Here is an 18,813-nt window from a genome sequence, read left to right as displayed (position 1 = left end):
TGTTGCTACAAGCGCGACTGCGCCACACGCAAGTCTGGTAGGGAGATCATCAATGTCATCGGATGGCCAGGTGATGTGTCAAAGCCAACCTGTTCGTAGAACGATTTGGCGGCTGGCGTCAGAGCATGCGTGATAATGCCGCGGATGCCGATCATCTCCGCTGCTTCCAATATGCGTGATGCGGCATCGCGGATCATGGCGCGGCCGAGTTGTTTCCCCTGAGCGCTTCGTTCGATTGCCAGCCTGCCTAGCAGCACAACTGGGATGGGATCAGGCATATTCCGGCGGAACGAGCCGATCGCTGCTCCGGCCTCGATAGCGCCTGCTGCCAGTGCATAGTAAGCAATCACGCGCCGTCCCTGGCACGCAACGAAGGTGCGAGATGCTCCGCTGGCTTGATTTTGCATGGCGCGTTGCCGCAACCAGTTATCCAAGCTATCGACGCCGCAGGAAAAACGAGCAACGGTATGGCGGCTGGATAGAGGCTCTGGAGGCTGGATAATCATTGTTTTGTCCACGGCGTCGGCATTTGCATGGTTTTTTGCAAGCGCTCGTTGGATGCCGGTGGACGGTCTAGCCGCAGCAGGAATTCTGTATATTTTGCAGAGGTGGTGATGATGAGATTTTGGTCCAGTAAAACATCCGCTGCCGCACAAGCCAGGCTATCTTGAATAAAATTATCGACATTTTTGCCCGCAATCTCGGCCGCCCGCTCGATCAGCTTGCGTTCTACTGTAGTGATGCGTATGTTTAATGTCTGAGCAGTGGCTGGCTTGGACATGGCGAGATCCTTGGTTGCTGTTTGATTGTAGTCTGATTTTTGCTGATTCATCTGAAGGACGTATGGAGAAACCGCAACAACGTAGTGCCTGGAGTTGGGTGCCCAGTGTGTCGTTTGGACAGGGCGTGCCGTATGTGGCGGTGATGATGTTGTCGACCGTGATGTACAAGAACCTCGGCATTTCCAATGCCGATCTGGCGTTTTATACGGCGTGGCTGTATCTGCCGTGGGTGGTCAAGCCCTTGTGGTCGCCCATCGTGGAGATGTTCGGCACCAAGCGGCGCTGGACGGTGTTGATGCAGCTGGTTGGCGGCGCCGGCCTGGCCGCCATTGCGCTGACTGTGCATGCGCCGGATTTCTTCCGCTGGACCCTGGTGATCTTCTGGCTAATGGCTTTCAGCTCCGCCACTCACGATATCGCTTCCGATGGTTTTTACATGTTGGGCCTGCCCACCCAACGTCAGCAGGCCGCGTTCGTCGGCGTGCGCAGCGCGTTTTACAAGCTGGCGATGATCGGCGGCCAGGGCGGGCTGGTGTACATCGCCGGCGAGTTGATCAAGTCGACCGGCGATCCGGCGCATGCCTGGTCGGTGGTGTTCGCCTTGATGGCGGTGGCGTTCCTCGCGTTGTGCGGATATCACCAGTTGATCCTGCCACGCCCGGATGCCGACCGCCGCCATAGCACTGGCGGCGCGCTGTGGCAGGATTTTGTTCATACTTTCCGCAGTTTCTTCCAGAAGCCCGGCATTCTGGCCACGCTCGGTTTCCTGCTGCTGTACCGCCTGGGTGAGGCGCAGCTGCTGAAGATGGCCGCGCCCTTCCTGCTCGATCCGCGCGACAAGGGCGGCCTGGGCCTGACCACGTCGGAATTCGGCTTGGCCTACGGCACCATCGGCGTGTGCGCGCTGGTGGCCGGTGGACTGGCCGGCGGCGTGGTGGTGTCGCGCTTCGGCCTCAAGCGCGCGCTGCTGCCGATGGTGTGCATCATGCACGTGCCGGACCTGGTGTTCGTCTACCTGGCCTCGGCGTTGCCGAGCAACCTGGTGCTGATCTCGGCCTGCCTGGCGGTGGAGCAGTTCGGCTACGGTTTCGGTTTCGCCGCCTTCATGCTGTACATGGTGCTGGTGGCCGATGGCGAGCACAAGACCGCCCATTACGCCATCTGCACCGGCTTCATGGCCCTCGGCATGATGTTGCCAGGCATGGTCAGCGGCTGGATACAGCAACAGCTTGGCTACCAGACCTTCTTCATCTGGGCCTGCATTTCCACCCTGCCCGCCTTTGCCATGACCGCACTGGTGCGGATACCGGAGAAATTCGGCCGAGCATGAGCGGCAAGACAGCCATTACAATACGATCTCAACTGAAGTGGAGACTGGTTTTGGTTTTTAATGCGAAGAAGCGGCTGACCTTGTCGGCTGGCGTAGCGGCTGGTGTGGCGGCGCTGCTTGAAGGATGTTCCAGTACCCCGACAGCGCCGGTGCCGGAAGCTGGCGCGACGCCATCCCGTCCGTCTGAACCGGCGCGGCCCGGTACGTCCGCGTCGCCGGCTTCCGCCGATCTGAACACGCCGCCGCCCGCGCCGCGCGAATTCCGCGCCGCCTGGGTCTCGACCGTGGCGAATATCGACTGGCCGAGCCGCAGCAACCTGACCATGGCCAAGCAGCAAACAGAGGCGCTGGCCATTCTCGACCGCGCCAAGACGCTGAACCTGAACGCCATCGTGCTGCAGGTGCGGCCCAGCGCCGATGCGATCTATCCGTCCGAGCTGGAGCCGTGGTCGGAATTCCTCACCGGCCAGCAGGGCCGCGCACCGGTACAGCCATGGGACCCGCTGCAGTTCTGGATCGAGCAGGCGCACGCGCGCGGGCTGGAGCTGCATGCCTGGTTCAATCCCTATCGCGCGCGCCATGCCACGGCCAAGTCGCCGCTGGCGGCCAACCACATCGGCCGCACGCAGCCGGACGTGGTCAAGTCCTATGGCCGCTACCTGTGGATGGATCCGGGCGAATCCGCCGCCTCGCAGCGCACGCTGGACGTGGTGCTCGACGTGGTGCGCCGCTACGACATCGACGGCGTGCACATCGACGATTACTTCTATCCCTATCCGATCGATACGCCGAATGCGGCCGGGCCGGAAGGCGTGGCGCTCGATGGCGGTGTCGGCACGCGCCAGGAGTTGGAGTTCCCGGACCAACGCTCGTGGCAAAACTACCTGCTGAACGGCGGCACGCTGGATCGCGCGCACTGGCGTCGCCAGAACGTCAACTCGCTGATCGAGGCGATGTACCTCGGCATCCGCCGCGAAAAGAGCTGGGTGCGCTTTGGCATCAGTCCCTTCGGCATCGGCCGTCCGGACCGGCGCCCGGCCGGCATCATCGGCTTCAGCCAGTACGACAAGCTGTATGCGGACGCCGAACTGTGGCTGGCCAACGGCTGGCTCGATTACCTGGCGCCGCAGCTGTATTGGCCGGTGTCGCAAGCGCCGCAGGCCTTCGACGTGCTGCTAGACTACTGGCTGGCGCAGAACACGCGTGCGCGCCACGTCTGGCCTGGCCTGTACACCAGCCGCATCGACAACAGCATCAAGGCCTTCGCGCCGGAGGAAATCGTCAAGCAGATCGGCGTCACGCGCAGCCGCGCCGGCGTGCGCGGCCACCTGCACTTCTCCATTGCCGCGTTGATGGAAAACCGCAAGGGTATCGCGGATCAATTGAAATCGCAGATGTACCAGACCGCCGCGCTGACGCCGGCCACGCCCTGGCTGGGCGCGGAAGCACCGGCCGCACCGCAGGCGGCGGCGCGGCGCGACAGCAACGGCGTGGCCTTGCGCTTGTCCGCCAACGCCGGCAAGCCGGTGGCGCACTATGCGATCTGGTCGCGCTACGGTGTTGAGTGGCGCTTCGCGGTGGCGCCGGCTTCGCGTCCGGTGCTGCTGCTTGCCGACGATGCGGCCGGCGGCGCGGCGCAAATGGTGGTGGTGAGCGCGGTCGACCGCCTTGGCAATGAAAGTGAACGCATCCACGTTTATAACGTCAATTCACGGAGTTGAAGATGAGCGAACTCGGTCTGGGCATCGATGCAGGAGGCACGCAAACCCGCTGGGCGCTGGCTGACGCGGGCGGCGCCATTGTGGCCGAGGGCAGCGTGGCCGGCATGTCGGCCACGCAGATGGGCAGCACCGCCGGTCGCGACGCGGTGCGCGGCATCTTCGCCATGCTGGCGACGCAGGTGCTGGCCGCCGGCGCGCCGGCGCGCGTGTGCGCGGGCCTGACCGGTTTCAACGGCGTCGGCACCCAGGCCACGCAGATGCTGGCCGAGATCCTGAAGTTGGCGCCGTCCGCCATCGGCATGCGCAACGACGTGGAAATCGCCTATCTGGATAGCTTTGCACCAGGCGAAGGCTATCTGGTCTACGCCGGCACTGGCTCGATCGCCGCGTGGATCGACGGCGCCGGCCAGTTCCATCGCGCCGGTGGACGCGGCGTCACGCTGGATGACGGCGGTGGCGGTTTCTGGATCGCACGCGAAGCCATGCGCCATATCTGGCGCGCGGAGGATGAGCAACCCGGCGTGTGGCAGCAATCGGCCATGGCGCGCGCGGTGTTTGCGCAGATCGGCGGCAGCGAGTGGTCGCTGTCGCGCCAGTTCATCTACGGGCAGGATCGCGGCGCCATCGGGCAGCTGGCGCTGGCCGTCGCCGCCAGCGCCGATACCGATCCGGTGGCGCGCAACATCCTTGAACGCGCCGGCAACGAGCTGGCGCGGATTGCGCTGGCGCTGGTGGGCCGCTACGGTGCGCGGCCGATTGCGCTGGGTGGCCGCGCCGCACAACTGCATCCGCTGATCGCGCAGAGCATGCGCGCCGGATTGCCAGCCGAGTTGTCGATGACGCAGCGTCACACGCTGGCGCACCACGCGGCGGCGCGGATTGCTCTACACTCCCCTCATTGAATCGATCGCCGAGACCACCCATGAAGATTGTTCCCCTCCTCGCCATCGCCATGGCCGCCGCGCTGACCGGTTGCGCCACGGTGCCGCCGCCGGCGCAGCCGCGCCTGGACCATACGCTGTCTGCACGCGGACAAAGTGAGCGCATCAAGTATGTGATCCTGCATTACACGGTGAGCGACCTGCCGCGGTCCATCAAGACCTTGTCTACCGGCGACGTCAGCGCGCACTATCTGTTGACGGATACGGAGCAGCCATTCTTCTACACACTGGTGGATGAAGCGCGCCAATCGAACCACGCGGGTATCAGCAGCTGGAAGATTTACAACCAGCTCAATTCCGCGTCGATCGGTATCGAGATCGTGAATCCGGGTTTCAAGGAAACGGAGCAGGGACGCGTGTATGCGCCGTTCCCGCAGGCGCAGATTGATCAACTGATCGTGCTGTTGAAGGACATCGTCAAGCGCCGCAATATCGCGCCGGGGAATATCCTCGGCCACAACGACATCGCACCGCAGCGCAAGCAGGATCCTGGTCCGCTGTTTCCGTGGAAGCAGCTGGCCGACGCCGGCCTGATTACGTGGCCGGAAGCGAGCCGCGTGCTCGCGCGCGTGCCGGGCTTTGTGGAGCAGCTGCCGGACGTGCCCTGGTTCCAGCGCAAGCTGGCGGAGGTGGGTTACGCGGTGCCGCAGAACGGTGAACTGGATCAGGCCACGCGCAATGTGATCTCGGTGTTCCAGACCAAGTATCGGCCATCGCAATACGACGGCACGCCGGATGCGGAAACGGCGGCGCTGCTCGATGTGCTGACCAGTCCTGTACCTGTCGTACCAACCGCGCCAGCGGCGCCGCCCGAGGCACGATGAGCGCTCCGGCCGTCCCCTGCGAAGCCATCCCCGGCCATCCTGATTTCCGCCGGTTGGACAGCATTGCAGGCATCGCGGTCGACCTGCGCTACGCCACGGCCGACAACTTCGTCGGCCGCGATCTTTACTCCCCACTCGATTGTCATTGGCTGCACAAGGACGCCGCCGCCGCGCTCACACAGGCGGTGGCATGGCTGGCCGCGCGCAAGCCCGAATACAAGCTGCTGGTGCTGGATGCGCTGCGTCCCCAGCGCGTGCAGGAGCAGCTATGGGATGCGCTGCAAGGCACCGAGCTGCTGAGCTACATCGCCGACCCGGTGCGCGGCTCCATCCACTCCTTCGGCATGGCGCTCGACCTCACGCTGCTGGACGCGCAAGGCCGTGAGCTCGACATGGGCACCGGCTTCGACGACTTGAGCGAACGCTCGCATCCCGCACTGGAAGCCGCGCTGCTGGCGCGCGGAGAACTCAGTGCGCAGCACATCGAAAACCGCCGGTGGCTGCGCGACGCCATGCTGCACAACGGCTGGCAAGGCATCAACAGCGAATGGTGGCACTTCGATTGTGGCGACCGTCAGCACGTGCGCCAGCACTACACGCGCGTGCTTTAGTTCTCCAACTGCGACAGGATCGCGTGCGCGGCTTTGAGGCGTTCCTCGATCGGATAATTCCGGTTCGCCAGGATCACGATGCCGATTTTCTTTGACGGCACAAACGCGACATAGCTGCTAAAGCCACCGGTGGCGCCGGTCTTGTTGTACCAGGTGTTGTCGGCGCCCGGCTTCTGCGGTGTAAGCAGCTTGGCGGGATTGGGCTGGCGGCTCATGGTGCTGGAATTCCCCGTGCGCAGGGCATCCAGCGATACCGGATAAGGGTACTGTTCCCAGCCCAGTCCCTGCGTCATGGAGCCGATCTGGAAGTAGCCGATGTGCGTGCCCTCGATCGTGCGGCGCAAGGTGGCGTCGAGCTGGCTCGGATCGATATTCGCCTGCACGTAGCGGATCATGTCGGCGGTGTTCGAGCGCACGCCGTAGGTGGAAACGTAAAACAACTCTTCGTTCATGCGGCGCGGCTTGCCGCTATCCGAGTAGCCCCACGCGTAGTTGGCCATCGCGCTTTCCGGCACGCGCAGGTAGGTAGTGGTCATGCCCAGTTTCGGCAGGATCTGCTTTTCCAGCACGTCGGCCGGATCGGCTTTCAGCGACAGGCCGCCCAGGTGGCCGAACATGCCGAGGCTCGGATTCGAATACTGGCGCATCTCGCCCGGCGCCGCCGTGGGATGGAACTTGCCGTAGAAGTCCAGCATGCCCTGCTCGCTGTTCTCCACGTTCTCAGGGAACTGCTGCGGCAGGCCGCCGGCGGTGTAGGTACCGTAGTGCAGCACCGTGGCTTTATCGAGTGCGCTGCCTTTCAGCTTGGGCAGGTAGCGGCTTGGATGATCGGCCAGCGACAGCTTGCCCTGTACCACCGCATACGACACCAGCGTGGCGGCGAAGGTCTTGCTGACCGAGCCCAGTTCGAACAGCGTAGCCTGGCTGACCGGCGTGCCGCTCTCCTTCGACGCCAGCCCGTAGTTGAAGAAGGCAGCCTTGCCGTTGACGGTGACGCCGACGGCGATGCCCGGCACGTCGTACTGCTTGAGGATGGGCTGGATCGCCTGATCGACCACGGTTTGCAGATCTGCGGCGGCGACGATGGGCGTGCAGCAGCACGCTGCGATGGCCAAGGCCATGCGGCTTAATGTAGACAAGGTTGCTCCTGGTTGGTGGTGGGTGATTAAAGTGTGTCGAGCTGCGTGGCGACGTCACGCAGGAAGATTTGTTTGGCGCGTGGTCCGGCGTAGTCTTGCTGTCGGTGGTCGAGCGTCATGCGGGCAAATACGATGGTTCTCGCGCCTTTGGTGGCCCAGCCGACGTACCAACCGTATTGCCGTTCCGGGTCGTCGCTGCCGTTGGAGAGAACCGGCGAAGCGGTGCCGGTTTTGCCGTGGATGGTCCAGCCGTTGTCCAGTGTTTGCGGATGCAGGATGCGGGTGGTCATCTCATACGCCTTGGCCGATATCGGCAGCTGGCGGTTGACCAGCTTGCGCAGGAAGTCGGTCTGCTCGTCCGCCGAAATCTGCAAGGAGGAGCCGATCCACGATTGCGTAAGGCCGTTGTGCGCGCCGGCGTCGCCGGAGAGGTCGCCGTTGCCGTAGCCGAAATTGCGGATGTAGCGCTGGAAGCGTGCCTCGCCCATTTGCGTGGTGACCTGCTGCGCGTACCAGACGGTGGAATTCCTGATCCAGGTGGATGGATCGGTATCCACGCGCCAGTCTTCGTGGTTCCAGGTGGTGTAGCTGGATTTGTACGAAATCACGGGCGTGTGTTCGTCGATTAGGATGCCGCTGTCGTAGCCCATCAGGCTGACCACGATGTTGAAGGTGGAAGCTGGCGTGGCGCGGTGACCGCATTGGCCTTCGTGGCGCAGCCGCTGGCCGCTGGCGGCGTCCACCAGCGTGGTACAGGATAGCGGCGCGGTGTTTTGCGAGGCCAGCGTCGGCTGCAGGGCGAGACTGCTTGCCAGCACGGCGCACAGGCCGGCCAGTGCGGCGATGCGGGTCCACGGTCCGCGTGGCGTGCCGGCCGGGCTGCGGATCAACGCGATGCGGGCGGCCAGCGTGGCCGGTGTGAGGTTGCCGAAGGCGAGTGCCATGGGCATCGACATCTGCATCGTGGTCTGCTGCAGTTTCAGTTGTGCGACCAGGGCTGCGGCATAGGCCTTGCGTTGGCTGGCCACGCGGCCGCGCAGCACTTCGCGGTCGCAGCCCAGTTCCTGCGCCCACGACAGCTGCAGGCGCAGGATGCGCACGAAGGGATTAAACCAGAGCAGGGTTTGCAGCAGGATGCCGGCGCTGGTCCATTGCAGGTCGTGGCGGCGCCAGTGCGTCAGCTCGTGTTCGACGATCATCTGGCGCTGGTCTTCATCAAAGCCGCGCAGGTGCAGCGGCAGCAGCAGGCGTGGACGGAACAGGCCAAACAGCATCGGCGAGATGGGCGCGTCGACTTCGATCAGGTCCATCGGTTGGGCACCGGTCTTGTCGCCGGCGGCGGCCAGGGCGTGCAGCGCGCGCCGGGTGCGCAGCAGCTGGATCAGCGTGTAGCCCAGGCCCGCCGCGTACAGCAGCAGCCAGCCTTGCGCGGCGATGGCGAGATAGTCGCTCGGGCTGGTTTCCGCTATCGCAGGCGCGGCGGGCTTGGCGCCGGTGTCGATTGCGGCGGTGGCGCTTGGAGCATGCGTGGTGAATTCTTCGATGTCGATTGGCGGCAGCACGCGCAGGCGCTCGCCCTGGGGCAGCAGGATCAACAGGAAAGCCGCGAAGATGGTGACCTGGGCCAGCAGCCACACCGAGCGCTGTGCGGCGACGCCGGGCAGCCAGCGCCGGCACAGCGTCATCGCCGCCCATACGCCGAATCCTGCGGCCAGACAGCCGCCGCTGGCCAGCGCAAAGCGATAGGCCAGCAGGTCGATGCCCGTGTAGAAGGTGCTAAGGATAACCAAGGGATGCTCCGCTGCGACTGTTGCCACTATTGTGCGACAGTTGTCGCAATTGAGTCAAGCAGCGATGTGGAGTATTTTTAGCGGTCCACCGTTTGCATGCGTTCCTTGCTGTAGCGCGGGCCGGCGACGTGCTGCATGGCCTCTTCCAGCGCGGCCTTGTCCGCCGCGCTGAGCGTGATGTCGGCTGCGGCCGCGTTCTGTTCGAGATTGCTGCGGCGGCGCGTGCCGGGAATCGGCACGATGTCCTCGCCCTGCTGCATCAACCACGCCAGCGCGATCTGGCCGGGGGCGACGCCGCGTGCGGCGGCCAGGTCGCGTACGGCTTGCGCGGCCTGCATATTGGCGTCGAAGTTCGCACCTTGCATGCGCGGGTCCTGGTGGCGGAAATCGGTGGGCGGATATTCTTCCGCGCGCTTGGCCGTGCCGGCCAGGAAGCCGCATCCCAGCGGGCTGAATGGCACCAGGCCGATGCCCAGTTCGCGCAGCACGGGAATGATGTCGTTTTCCAGATTGCGTTCCCACAGCGAATACTCGCTTTGCAAAGCGCTGATCGGATGCACGGCATGGGCGCGGCGGATATTCGCCACGCCGGCCTCGGACAAGCCGAGATAGCGCACCTTGCCTTCGCTAACCAGTTCGCCCATCACACCCACCACTTCCTCGATCGGCACGTTGGGATCGATGCGGTGCTGGTACAGCAGGTCGATGTAATCGGTGTCGAGCCGGCGCAGCGAACCTTCGACCTTGGCGCGGATCTGCTTCGGATCGCTGGTGACGCCGACATTGGCGCCGTCGCGGATATCGAAGCCAAACTTGGTCGCCAATACCACCTCGCCGCGACGGCCTTTGAAGGCGCGGCCCAGCAATTCCTCATTGGTGTACGGCCCATAGACCTCGGCCGTATCGAAGAAGTTCACGCCCAACTCCAGCGCGCGATGCAGCGTGGCGATGGCTTCGGTTTCATCCGCCGGCCCATAGGCAAAGCTCATGCCCATGCAACCCAGGCCTTGAGCGGAAACGGTTAATCCTTGCTTACCTAAACTGCGTTGCTGCATGGTGCGCTCCTTGTTAGTTTCCGCTGCGGGCCACCCAGTCGACCAGCGCGTCCAGCACGGCGCGGCCGGCGCCGTTGGCGACGTGGTCGTCGTTGAGGATGGCGACCACGATGCAGGGTTGGTTGTTGGCGTCCTGGACGTAGCCGGCGACTGCGATCACGCCTTTCAGGCTACCAGTTTTCAGGCGCGCGCGTTGCGCGGCTGGGCTGTCTTTCAGGCGGCGGCGCAGGGTGCCGTCGGTGGCGGCGATCGGCAGGCTGGCCAGGAATTCCGGCATCCACAGGCTTTTCAGGCCCGCTTGCAGCACGCCGGCCAGTTGCGCCGGCGTGGCGCGTTCGGTACGCGACAGGCCGGAGCCGTTGTCCAGCACCAGGCCGTTGCCGTCGATGCCGTGCTGCTGCAGCCAGGCGCGGACCGCGGTTTCGGCGCGCATGGCGGTGCTGGTTTGCGCGCCGTCGGCGGCCAGCGGACGGCTGCCCAGTGCGGGATCGGTTTCCAGGCTGCCCAGGCTGAGGAAGATGGTGCGCGCCAGCGTGTTGTCGGACTGTTTATTGGTGTCTCGCAGGACTTCGGGCAGTGTGCGGGAGACGTGTTCGGCCAGCAGGCGGGTGGCTGGCGCGCCGGTTGTGCCGACGGCATTCGGCGCGCTGGCGATGGCTTCGCGCACTTCGCCGCTCAGGCTCCCGCCCTGCTTGCGCCATTCGGCCAGCAGCAGGCGGGCCAGGTAGTCCTGGCTATCGAGGACGTTGATGCTGGTCGATTTCACGCAGTCCTTGGGGAAGCTGCCGTGCAGGACGACTTCGATACGCTCGCCCTTGCGCGTGTAGTCCGGCGAGCGCCAGCCGTTTTCCCAGGCGGCGCAGGGAGCGTCGCTCAGCTTCATCTCCGAGCGAATGCTGACCTTGTCCAGCTCCGGCATCATCACCAGCGAGAGCTTGTCGCCGGTCGAACGCATCTCGACCTTCAAGAGATTGGTGTTGACCAGCACCGCGTTGGGGATGACGTTGTAGTAGGCCCAGGGATATTCGTCGAACGGCGGCTGCCCCGCATCCGGGCGCGAAGGCTGGAACAGCAGGCGGTCGACCACGATATCGCCCTTGATCTTGCGGATGCCCTGGTTGCGCAGCGCTTCCAGCATGTGCGACAGCGCATCTTCGTTGAAGTCGGCATCGGCGCCGCCGCGCAGAATCAGGTCGCCCTGCAGGACGCCGTTGATCACGTCCGCGCTGCTGCGGAATTCGGTGCGGCCACGGAATACCGGGCCAAGCTGCTCCAGCGCCGTCATCGCCGTGAACAGCTTCATGGTCGATGCCGGCTGCATGCTGACCTGCGCGTTGTGCGCGATCAGCATGGCGTCGCCGCGCATGACGACGATGCCGGCTGCTTCCGGGGGGATGCCGGAGGATTGCATCAGCCGCGTCACCGGTTCCGGCAGCTCAGCCGCATGCACGCCTGCCGCCAGCAGCGCGCCAAGCAGCGAACCAGCAAACAAACCGCGCAACAATTTAGTAGAAGAAGACATAGGAAATCGCAATCGCAGCAATCACGCCGGCGAAGTCGGCGATCAGGCCGCAGGAGATCGCGTAGCGCGTCTTGCGGATGCCGACCGAGCCGAAATACAGCGCGACGATGTAGAAGGTGGTATCGGCCGAACCCTGGAACACGCACGCCAGGCGACCGACGAAGGAATCGACGCCGTAGGTTTGCATGGTGTCGATCATCATGGCCTTGGCGGCGCTGCCGCTCAGTGGCTTCATCAGCGCGGTAGGCAGCGCCGGCACGAAGTCGGTGTTCACGCCCAGGAAGCTGAACAACCAGCTGAAGCCCTGCACTACAAAGCCCAGCAAGCCGGCGTTGCGCACCACGCTGATCGCCACCAGCATGCCGACCAAATACGGAATCACGGTGATGGAGGTTTGAATGCCGCCCTTGGCGCCTTCGATAAAGGCTTCGTAGACGTTCACCTTCTTGCGCAGCGCGCCGATGATGAACCCGCCGATCACCGCAATCAGCACGAAATTACTGAACACCTTGGAGACGACTTCGATTTCCGGCTTGGTCAAATACTGCGTGAAGTACCAGATCACGAGCGCGATGAAGGCGGTGATGCCGCCCAGCCAGCCCACCACCACGCGGTTGAACAGGTTGATGCGCTGGCGGATCGAGACGGCGATGATGCCGGTCATGGTCGCCACATAGGTCGCCACCATGCAAGGAATGAAGATGTCGGACGGATCGGCGGCACCGAGGATCGAACGCTGCGCCATGATGGCCAGCGGGATCAAGGTCAGGCCCGAGGTGTGCAGCACCAGGAACATGATCTGCGCATCGGTCGGCTCGTCCTTGTTGGGATTGAGCGTCTGCAGGCTTTCCATGGCCTTCAGGCCGAACGGCGTGGCGGCGTTGTCCAGGCCCAGCAGGTTGGCCGAGAAGTTCATCACCATGTGGCCGGTGGCCGGGTGGTTCGACGGCACGCCGGGGAAGATGCGCGAGAAGAACGGCGCGATCAGCTTGGCCAGCAGGTCGATGGCGCCGGCTTTTTCGCCGATGTTCATGATGCCGAGCCACAGCGTCATCACGCCGGCCAGCGGCAGGGCGATGTCCATCACGCCGGTGCGCGCGGAATCGAACGTGCCGTCGATGATGCGCTTGAAGATCTCCGTGTCGCCCAAGAAGAGGAACTGCGCCAACGCGGCCAGGAATCCCACCAGGAAGAAGCCAGACCAGATGTAATTGAGCGACATTTTTCTAGAGTGCAGTAATTGATTTGCAAAGTATAGCGGGTAAGCAAGCCGAAAAAGTTATAAGCTGCCGCTTTACCGTGTGAGGCGCCATGCGAGGGATGCTGAAAATTTGTGCAGTCGCAGCGATGTTGGCCGTCGGCGCCGTCAGTTCCGTCGCCCCCGCGAAAGCGGGGGGCAATGCTGAGCCGTCGCCCAAGGTGCTGCACGCCTTCCTCAGCACCGGCGAAACCGCATTGGACCCGGCCGTGGCCTCCGACGTCGCCAGCCTCAGCCTGCTGGAAAACCTGTTCGACCCCCTACTGCGCTACGACTACCTGGCCCGTCCGGTAAAGCTGGTGCCCAACACGCTGACCGCCATGCCGACCGTGGACGATGGCGGCAAGCGCTATACCTTCCAGCTACGCCAGGACATCTATTTCACGCCGGACGCCGCCTTCAAGACCGCGCGCCGGCAGGTCACCGCCGAAGACTACGTCTACAGCTTCAAGCGCCTGTACCAGCCGGCGCTGAAGTCACCGTGGCTGTATCTGTTCGACGGCGTGGCGGAGATCTTCGCCGTCGACAAATTCACCCTGCGCATCGTGCTCAAGGCGCCCGATCCCAATTTCCTGTTCTACCTGGCGATGCCGGCCACCGGCGTGGTCGCACGCGAAGTGGTGGAAGCGCACGGCGCGCAGGTCGGTAATCATCCAGTCGGCACGGGGCCGTTCAAAATCGGCACGTGGAAGCACAGCGACCAGATCATCCTGTTGGCCAACCGCGACTTCCGGCCGATGGCGTTCGCCAGCAAGCGCCTGCCGATCGTCGATCGCATCGACATCAAGATCGTCGAGGAATACCAGTCGCGGGTGCTCGGCTTCCTGAACGGCGAGTTCGATTTCCTGGAGCAGCTGCCGGAGTCGATGAAGGAAATGGTGCTCACCGAGGATGCGAAGCTCAAGCCGGAGCTGGCCGCCAAAGGCATCGTCCTCGCGCCCTTCCCGGTGCTGCAGACCTATTACATGTGGATGAACATGGACGATCCGCTGATCGGCGGCTACAGCAAGGAGAAGGTGGCGCTGCGCCGCGCCATCGCGCTGGCCTACAACCGTGCCGAGGATGTGGCGACCATGAAGAAAGGCCTGGCCCTGCCGGCGCTCACGCCGCTGCCGCCGAATGTGCTGGGCTACAACCCGAATTTCCGCAGCCCGGTCGCCTATGATCCAGCGCTGGCCAACGCCCTGCTGGACCGCTACGGCTATCGCAAGGACCAACAGGGCTATCGCACGCAGCCGGACGGCAAGCCGCTGGTGCTGGTGATGCACAGCGAGTCCTCCACCGTCGGCCGCCTCCGGGACGAGCTGTGGCGCAAGCACCTGAACGCCATCGGCCTGCAGGTGCGCTTCAAGAGCGACAAGAAGACCGAGATCATCAAGGCCTCGCGCCTGGGCGCGGTGATGATGTTCGAAACCAACTGGGTCGCCGATTTCCCCGACGGCGATAATTTCTACCAGTTGCTGTACGGCCCGAACGCTGGACGCGCCAATTACGCGCGCTTCAATCTTCCCGCCTACAATACGCGCTACGAGCAGACTCGCCAGATGGGAGAATCGCCGCAGCGCACGGCCCTGTATGATGAGCTCGCGCAAATTATCCACGCGTACACGCCGTGGGTGCTGCTGACGCATCCCATTTCCGCCGATTTACAGCAGCCCTGGCTGAAAAATTATCGCCGCCATCCGGTGGAATTCACCAACTGGCGCTATCTGGACGTAGACGCACATACCGCACACTGAGCTGTGCATAGAATGGCCATATGAACCTACTCAACCGCAGGGCACTGGCCTATGTGGCCGCTCATCCCATGGATTTCACGGTGCAATGCCTGAAGGGCTTTCGCGCCAATCAAGGCTTGCTGCTGGCGGGCGCGGTGGCGTATTACTCGCTGCTGTCCATCCTGCCGCTGCTGATGCTGGTGGTGGTGGTGTTGTCGCACGTGATCGACCAGCAGGAATTGCTGACGACGGTGGGCCGCTATCTGAACTGGATCGTGCCGGGGCAGTCCAAGCCCATCGTCAACGAGATCGCCCAGTTCCTCACCCATCGCGACCTGGTGGGCGGCGTGCTGGTGGTCTCCATGCTGTTCTTCAGTTCGTTGGCCTTTACGGTGCTGGAAAATGCCATGTGCGTGATCTTCAAGCACCGCGTGGAGATCCGCCGGCGCCATTTTATGGTCTCGGCCATCATGCCCTACTGCTACATCCTGTCGCTGGGGGCGGGCATGCTGCTGGTGACGCTCGTGGCCGGCAGCCTGCAGGTGTTGGGCGAGGAGAGCGTGCGCCTGTTCGGCTACGACTGGTCGCTGAACGGTGTCTCGGGCGCCTTGCTCTATTTGCTGGGCTTTGTCGGCGAGGTGCTGGTGCTGACCTCGATCTACCTGGTCATGCCGGTGGGGCGGCTGTCGCTGTCGCATGCGCTGATCGGCGGCGTGACGGCGGCGCTGCTGTGGGAGGTGGCGCGGCGGATACTGGTCTGGTACTTCTCCACCCTGTCGCAGGTGAACGTGGTGTATGGATCGATGACGACGGCCATCATCGTTATGTTCAGCCTGGAAATCGGCGCCACACTGCTGTTGCTGGGCGCGCAGGTGATTTCCGAATTCGAGCGCGTCGGCCGCGAACGTCCCGGCCGCGCGCCGCAGCCGCTGACGACCGAAGCAACACAAATAAAATAATTTGTGCGCCGCACAAAGAACTGTGTTACACTACGTTCGTGGTTGAGGTTTGCCTGCAAACAGTCCCACATCCGGCCGATGCGCCGCGCCCTGAGTTGTGTAAGTTCGATGGCGCAGTTGACGCAGAAACCGGAGTTGTAATCCCGAAGACATTAGTCGATTTACACGTTGGGGGCACTATGCAGATAGCATGGGCGCCCGAGACGCCGCCTCACTTGGCAGATAGCCAGGGAGACCGGTACGATTGAGAAATAGGTAATACATTGGAACGAAGCCCGTTGAAATACGGGCTTTTTTTTCGTCCGCGTTTTCGTGAGGGGCTAGAATGGAACAGTTTATCAAGCCGGTGGACCTGGCCAAGGCGTATCGCCTGTTGAATCATGGGCCGACCGTGCTGGTGTCGGCGCGTCATGGCGGCGTGCAGAATGTCATGTCGGCGGCGTGGTCATGCGCGCTGGATTTTGCGCCGCCGAAGGTGACTGTGGTGCTGGACAAGGCCACCGCCACCCGACCGCTGGTGGAGCAGAGCGGCTATTTTGTTTTGCAGGTGCCGAACATGGGGCAGCTGGAGCTGACGTACAACGTCGGCCACGCCAGCCTCGGCGATGTGCCGGACAAGCTGGAGAAGTTTGGCGTGGAGCTGTTCCAGGTCGACGGCTATGACGTGCCGCTGGTGGTCGGCTCGTCGGCGTGGCTGATCTGCAAAGTGCTGCCCGAGCCGCGCAATGAGCAGGTGTATGACCTGTTCATCGGCGAAGTGGTGGCGGCCTACGCGGATGACCGCGTGTTCCGCGATGGCCACTGGCACTTCGAAACCGCCGACCCGCGCTTCCGCAGCCTGCACTACATCGCCGGCGGCACCTTCTATGCCATCGGCGAACCGGCCGTGGTGAAGACAAAGTAGCTGTCATTCCCGCGAACGCGGGAATCCATAGAACGCCTGAGTAAAATCAGCGTCAATAGTTATGGAAGCGCGACCATTCTTCTCAAACAAGGAGCGAGAAAATGGAGAAATCGAGCTATGTCTACATCCTATCCAGCGGCTTGTATGGCACCTTATATATCGGTGCTACGTCTGATTTGATCAAGCGGGTATGGCAACATCGTGAGGGGTTGGTTGACGGGTTTACCAAACAGTACGGCGTGAAGCAGTTGGTTTGGTTTGAGCAGCACACTGATATCTATGCGGCTATCACCAGAGAAAAGCAGATCAAGAAGTGGCGGCGCGATTGGAAGATTGAGTTGATAAAGAAAACAAATCCCTTATGGAGGGATTTGTTTGAGGATATCTGTGCGTGATGCGGGTTGTGGGTTCCCGCTTTCGCGGGAACGACGGGTTAGAGGGCGCGGGCGATCAGGATTTTCTGGATGTCGCTGGTGCCTTCGTAGATCTGGCATACGCGGGCATCGCGATAGATTCGTTCCACTGGGAAGTCGCTGACGTAGCCGTAGCCGCCGTGGATCTGGATCGCGTCCGAACAAACCTTCTCCGCCATTTCGGAGGCGAACAGCTTGGCCATCGCCGCCTCTTTCAAGCATGGCAGGCCGGCGTCTTTCATCGATGCGGCGTGCAGGATCAGCTGGCGTGCCGCTTCAATCTGCATCGCCATTTCCGCCAGCTTGAATTGCACCGACTGATGCTCGAAAATCGGCTTGCCGAAGCTTTCACGTTCGCGCGCGTAGCTCAGCGCCGCTTCGTATGCCGAACGGGCCATGCCCACCGACTGCGAGGCGATGCCGATGCGGCCGCCTTCCAGGCCGGACAAGGCGATCTTGTAGCCCTGGCCTTCCTCGCCGATCAAATTCTCCGCCGGGATGCGGCAGTTCTCGAACAGGATCTGCGCGGTGTCGGATGAGTGCTGGCCCATTTTCTGTTCGATGCCGGCCACGATGTAACCCGGCGTAGACGTCGGCACCCAGAACGCGCTGATGCCCTTCTTGCCGGCCGCCTTGTCGGTCACCGCCATGACGATCGCCACGTCGGCATGCTTGCCGCTGGTGATGAACTGCTTCACGCCGTTGAGCACATAGTGGTCGCCATCGCGCGTGGCGGTGGTGCGCAGGGCGGCGGCGTCGCTGCCGGTGTGTGGTTCGGTGAGGCAGAAGGCGCCCAGCATCTCACCTTGCGCCAGTGGTCGCAACCATTGTTCCTTTTGCTGCGCGTTCGCATACATCATGCCGATGCTGCATACCGGGCAGTTATTCACAGAGATGACGGTCGAGGTACCGCCATCGCCCGCCGCGATTTCTTCCAGTACCAAGGCCAGGGACACGTAGTCCATGCCCGCGCCGCCCAGTTCTTCCGGCACGGCGACGCCGAAGGCGCCCAGCGCGGCCAGCTCCTTGAGTTCTTCTTTCGGGAAGTGGTGTTCCTTGTCCCAGCGGGCCGCATTGGGCGCGAGACGCTCCTGCGCAAAAGCGCGCAGGGCGTCGCGGATCATTTCGTGTTCCTGGCTCAGTATCATGTCGTCTCTTCTATTCTATTTTTTACCAGCCGATGGTTGTGCCATCGTAGTTGCGATACACCGCCAGCTCGGACGCGGGTAGCGCCGCCAGCGTATTGCGGATGCCTGCCGCACTTTCTTCCACCGAGATATCCGCGCCTTCGCCGCCCATGTCGGTGCGGACCCAGCCCGGATGGAAGGCCACGCAGGTGGCGCCCTGTTTGCCGAACGTCAGCGCCGTGTCGATCAGCACTGAATTCAGTGCCGCCTTGCTGGCGCGGTACAGCGACCCCGCCGGCGACGTGCGTTCGCTCAGCGATCCCATACGCGACGACAGCACCGCCAGCTTGCCATTGCCGCGCGCAGCACACACCATCGGAGCCAGCACCGGCAGCAAACGCATGGCCGCCAGAACGTTGGTGTGCATGACCGCGTTGAAGTCCGCATCCGTCGGGAAGCCGTCGTGACGCGGGCCGTACACGCCGGCGTTGAGGATGGCGACATCCAGCTCTTCGCCATCGAGCTTCCAGCCGATGCCGGCCACCGCTTCCACATTGGTCACGTCCAGCTTGTGCGGTTCCGCGCCCAGCGCCGCCAGCGCATCGCAGTCTTCCTGCTTGCGCGCGGTGGCGATCACGCGCCAGCCGTCGGCGCGGTATTGTTTTACCAGCGCCAGGCCGATGCCGCGCGAGGCGCCGATGATGAGTGCGGTCGGCATG

Annotated in this window: 18 protein-coding genes; 9 read left to right on the top strand and 9 right to left on the bottom strand. The window is 63.2% G+C overall.

The features are described 5' to 3' along the window. Positions 1-5: 5 nt before the first annotated feature. Positions 6-506 carry a GNAT family N-acetyltransferase gene (locus tag ACXZ1M_RS12965; protein WP_459053553.1) on the bottom strand — a complete coding sequence of 167 codons (501 nt, stop codon included), beginning with the start codon at positions 504-506 and terminating at the stop codon, positions 6-8. Continuing rightward, positions 503-832, bottom strand: coding sequence for a type II toxin-antitoxin system TacA family antitoxin (locus ACXZ1M_RS12960; protein WP_459053552.1), 330 nt, complete (start codon positions 830-832; stop codon positions 503-505). Before ACXZ1M_RS12960 ends, ACXZ1M_RS12965 begins: the two co-directional genes overlap by 4 nt. An 11-nt stretch (positions 833-843) precedes the next feature. Between ACXZ1M_RS12960 and ACXZ1M_RS12955 the strand changes: the two genes are divergently transcribed. The 5 genes from ACXZ1M_RS12955 to ACXZ1M_RS12935 are packed head-to-tail and all read left to right on the top strand — an operon-like array spanning position 844 to position 6,209. Next, positions 844-2,112: an MFS transporter gene (locus tag ACXZ1M_RS12955; protein ID WP_459053551.1), complete on the top strand. Its 1,269-nt coding sequence runs from the start codon at positions 844-846 to the stop codon at positions 2,110-2,112. 44 nt (positions 2,113-2,156) lie between these two features. Further along, entirely contained in the window at positions 2,157-3,833 is a 1,677-nt protein-coding gene (locus ACXZ1M_RS12950) for a glycoside hydrolase family 10 protein (RefSeq protein ID WP_459054008.1), read from the top strand. Between the two features lie 2 nt (positions 3,834-3,835). Further along, positions 3,836-4,735 carry an N-acetylglucosamine kinase gene (locus ACXZ1M_RS12945; protein ID WP_459053550.1) on the top strand — a complete coding sequence of 300 codons (900 nt, stop codon included), beginning with the start codon at positions 3,836-3,838 and terminating at the stop codon, positions 4,733-4,735. A 20-nt stretch (positions 4,736-4,755) separates the two neighbouring features. Continuing rightward, positions 4,756-5,598: an N-acetylmuramoyl-L-alanine amidase gene (locus ACXZ1M_RS12940; protein ID WP_459053549.1), complete on the top strand. Its 843-nt coding sequence runs from the start codon at positions 4,756-4,758 to the stop codon at positions 5,596-5,598. Further along, the gene (locus tag ACXZ1M_RS12935; protein ID WP_459053548.1) at positions 5,595-6,209 is read left to right on the top strand and encodes a M15 family metallopeptidase; all 615 of its coding nucleotides are present in this window, start codon (positions 5,595-5,597) and stop codon (positions 6,207-6,209) included. The genes ACXZ1M_RS12940 and ACXZ1M_RS12935 overlap by 4 nt, the downstream gene beginning before the upstream one ends. On the opposite strand, the gene ampC is transcribed toward ACXZ1M_RS12935, so the two are convergent. From ampC to ACXZ1M_RS12910, 5 genes are all read right to left on the bottom strand, one after another. After that, positions 6,206-7,330 carry a class C beta-lactamase gene (ampC, locus tag ACXZ1M_RS12930; protein ID WP_459054007.1) on the bottom strand — a complete coding sequence of 375 codons (1,125 nt, stop codon included), beginning with the start codon at positions 7,328-7,330 and terminating at the stop codon, positions 6,206-6,208. The genes ACXZ1M_RS12935 and ampC overlap by 4 nt on opposite strands. Positions 7,331-7,374: 44 nt before the next feature. Continuing rightward, positions 7,375-9,138 (bottom strand): class D beta-lactamase, encoded by a 1,764-nt coding sequence (blaOXA, locus tag ACXZ1M_RS12925; protein ID WP_459053547.1) that lies wholly within the window; start codon positions 9,136-9,138, stop codon positions 7,375-7,377. A gap of 77 nt (positions 9,139-9,215) precedes the next feature. Next, on the bottom strand, positions 9,216-10,193 hold the full coding sequence (locus tag ACXZ1M_RS12920) for an aldo/keto reductase (RefSeq protein ID WP_459053546.1): 978 nt from the start codon (positions 10,191-10,193) through the stop codon (positions 9,216-9,218). A 13-nt stretch (positions 10,194-10,206) separates the two neighbouring features. After that, positions 10,207-11,715, bottom strand: coding sequence for a D-alanyl-D-alanine carboxypeptidase/D-alanyl-D-alanine endopeptidase (dacB, locus tag ACXZ1M_RS12915; RefSeq protein WP_459053545.1), 1,509 nt, complete (start codon positions 11,713-11,715; stop codon positions 10,207-10,209). Next, positions 11,699-12,937 (bottom strand): nucleoside recognition domain-containing protein, encoded by a 1,239-nt coding sequence (locus ACXZ1M_RS12910; protein WP_459053544.1) that lies wholly within the window; start codon positions 12,935-12,937, stop codon positions 11,699-11,701. The genes dacB and ACXZ1M_RS12910 overlap by 17 nt, the downstream gene beginning before the upstream one ends. A gap of 98 nt (positions 12,938-13,035) precedes the next feature. On the opposite strand from ACXZ1M_RS12910, the gene ACXZ1M_RS12905 reads away from it, so the two are divergent. The 4 genes from ACXZ1M_RS12905 (at position 13,036) to ACXZ1M_RS12890 (ending at position 16,949) form a co-directional block, all read left to right on the top strand. Continuing rightward, positions 13,036-14,712 carry an ABC transporter substrate-binding protein gene (locus ACXZ1M_RS12905; RefSeq protein ID WP_459053543.1) on the top strand — a complete coding sequence of 559 codons (1,677 nt, stop codon included), beginning with the start codon at positions 13,036-13,038 and terminating at the stop codon, positions 14,710-14,712. Positions 14,713-14,732: 20 nt separating this feature from the next. Then, on the top strand, positions 14,733-15,650 hold the full coding sequence (locus ACXZ1M_RS12900) for a YihY/virulence factor BrkB family protein (RefSeq protein ID WP_459053542.1): 918 nt from the start codon (positions 14,733-14,735) through the stop codon (positions 15,648-15,650). A 325-nt stretch (positions 15,651-15,975) separates the two neighbouring features. Further along, complete coding sequence (locus tag ACXZ1M_RS12895; RefSeq protein ID WP_459053541.1) at positions 15,976-16,554, top strand: flavin reductase family protein; 579 nt, start codon at positions 15,976-15,978, stop codon at positions 16,552-16,554. 101 nt (positions 16,555-16,655) lie between these two features. Next, positions 16,656-16,949, top strand: a complete 294-nt coding sequence (locus tag ACXZ1M_RS12890; protein ID WP_459053540.1) for a GIY-YIG nuclease family protein — start codon at positions 16,656-16,658, stop codon at positions 16,947-16,949. Between the two features lie 38 nt (positions 16,950-16,987). Here ACXZ1M_RS12890 and ACXZ1M_RS12885 read toward each other — a convergent pair whose 3' ends face one another. Together ACXZ1M_RS12885 and ACXZ1M_RS12880 are read right to left on the bottom strand one after the other, a co-directional pair. Continuing rightward, positions 16,988-18,115, bottom strand: a complete 1,128-nt coding sequence (locus tag ACXZ1M_RS12885; protein WP_459053539.1) for an acyl-CoA dehydrogenase family protein — start codon at positions 18,113-18,115, stop codon at positions 16,988-16,990. Positions 18,116-18,137: 22 nt separating this feature from the next. After that, positions 18,138-18,812, bottom strand: a complete 675-nt coding sequence (locus ACXZ1M_RS12880) for an SDR family oxidoreductase (protein ID WP_459053538.1) — start codon at positions 18,810-18,812, stop codon at positions 18,138-18,140. Between the last annotated feature and the right edge of the window lies 1 nt (position 18,813).

The organism is Duganella paludis, from assembly GCF_054461335.1.
Note: the sequence above shows the minus strand (reverse complement) of the source record. Positions and strands in the feature narration are given on the sequence as shown.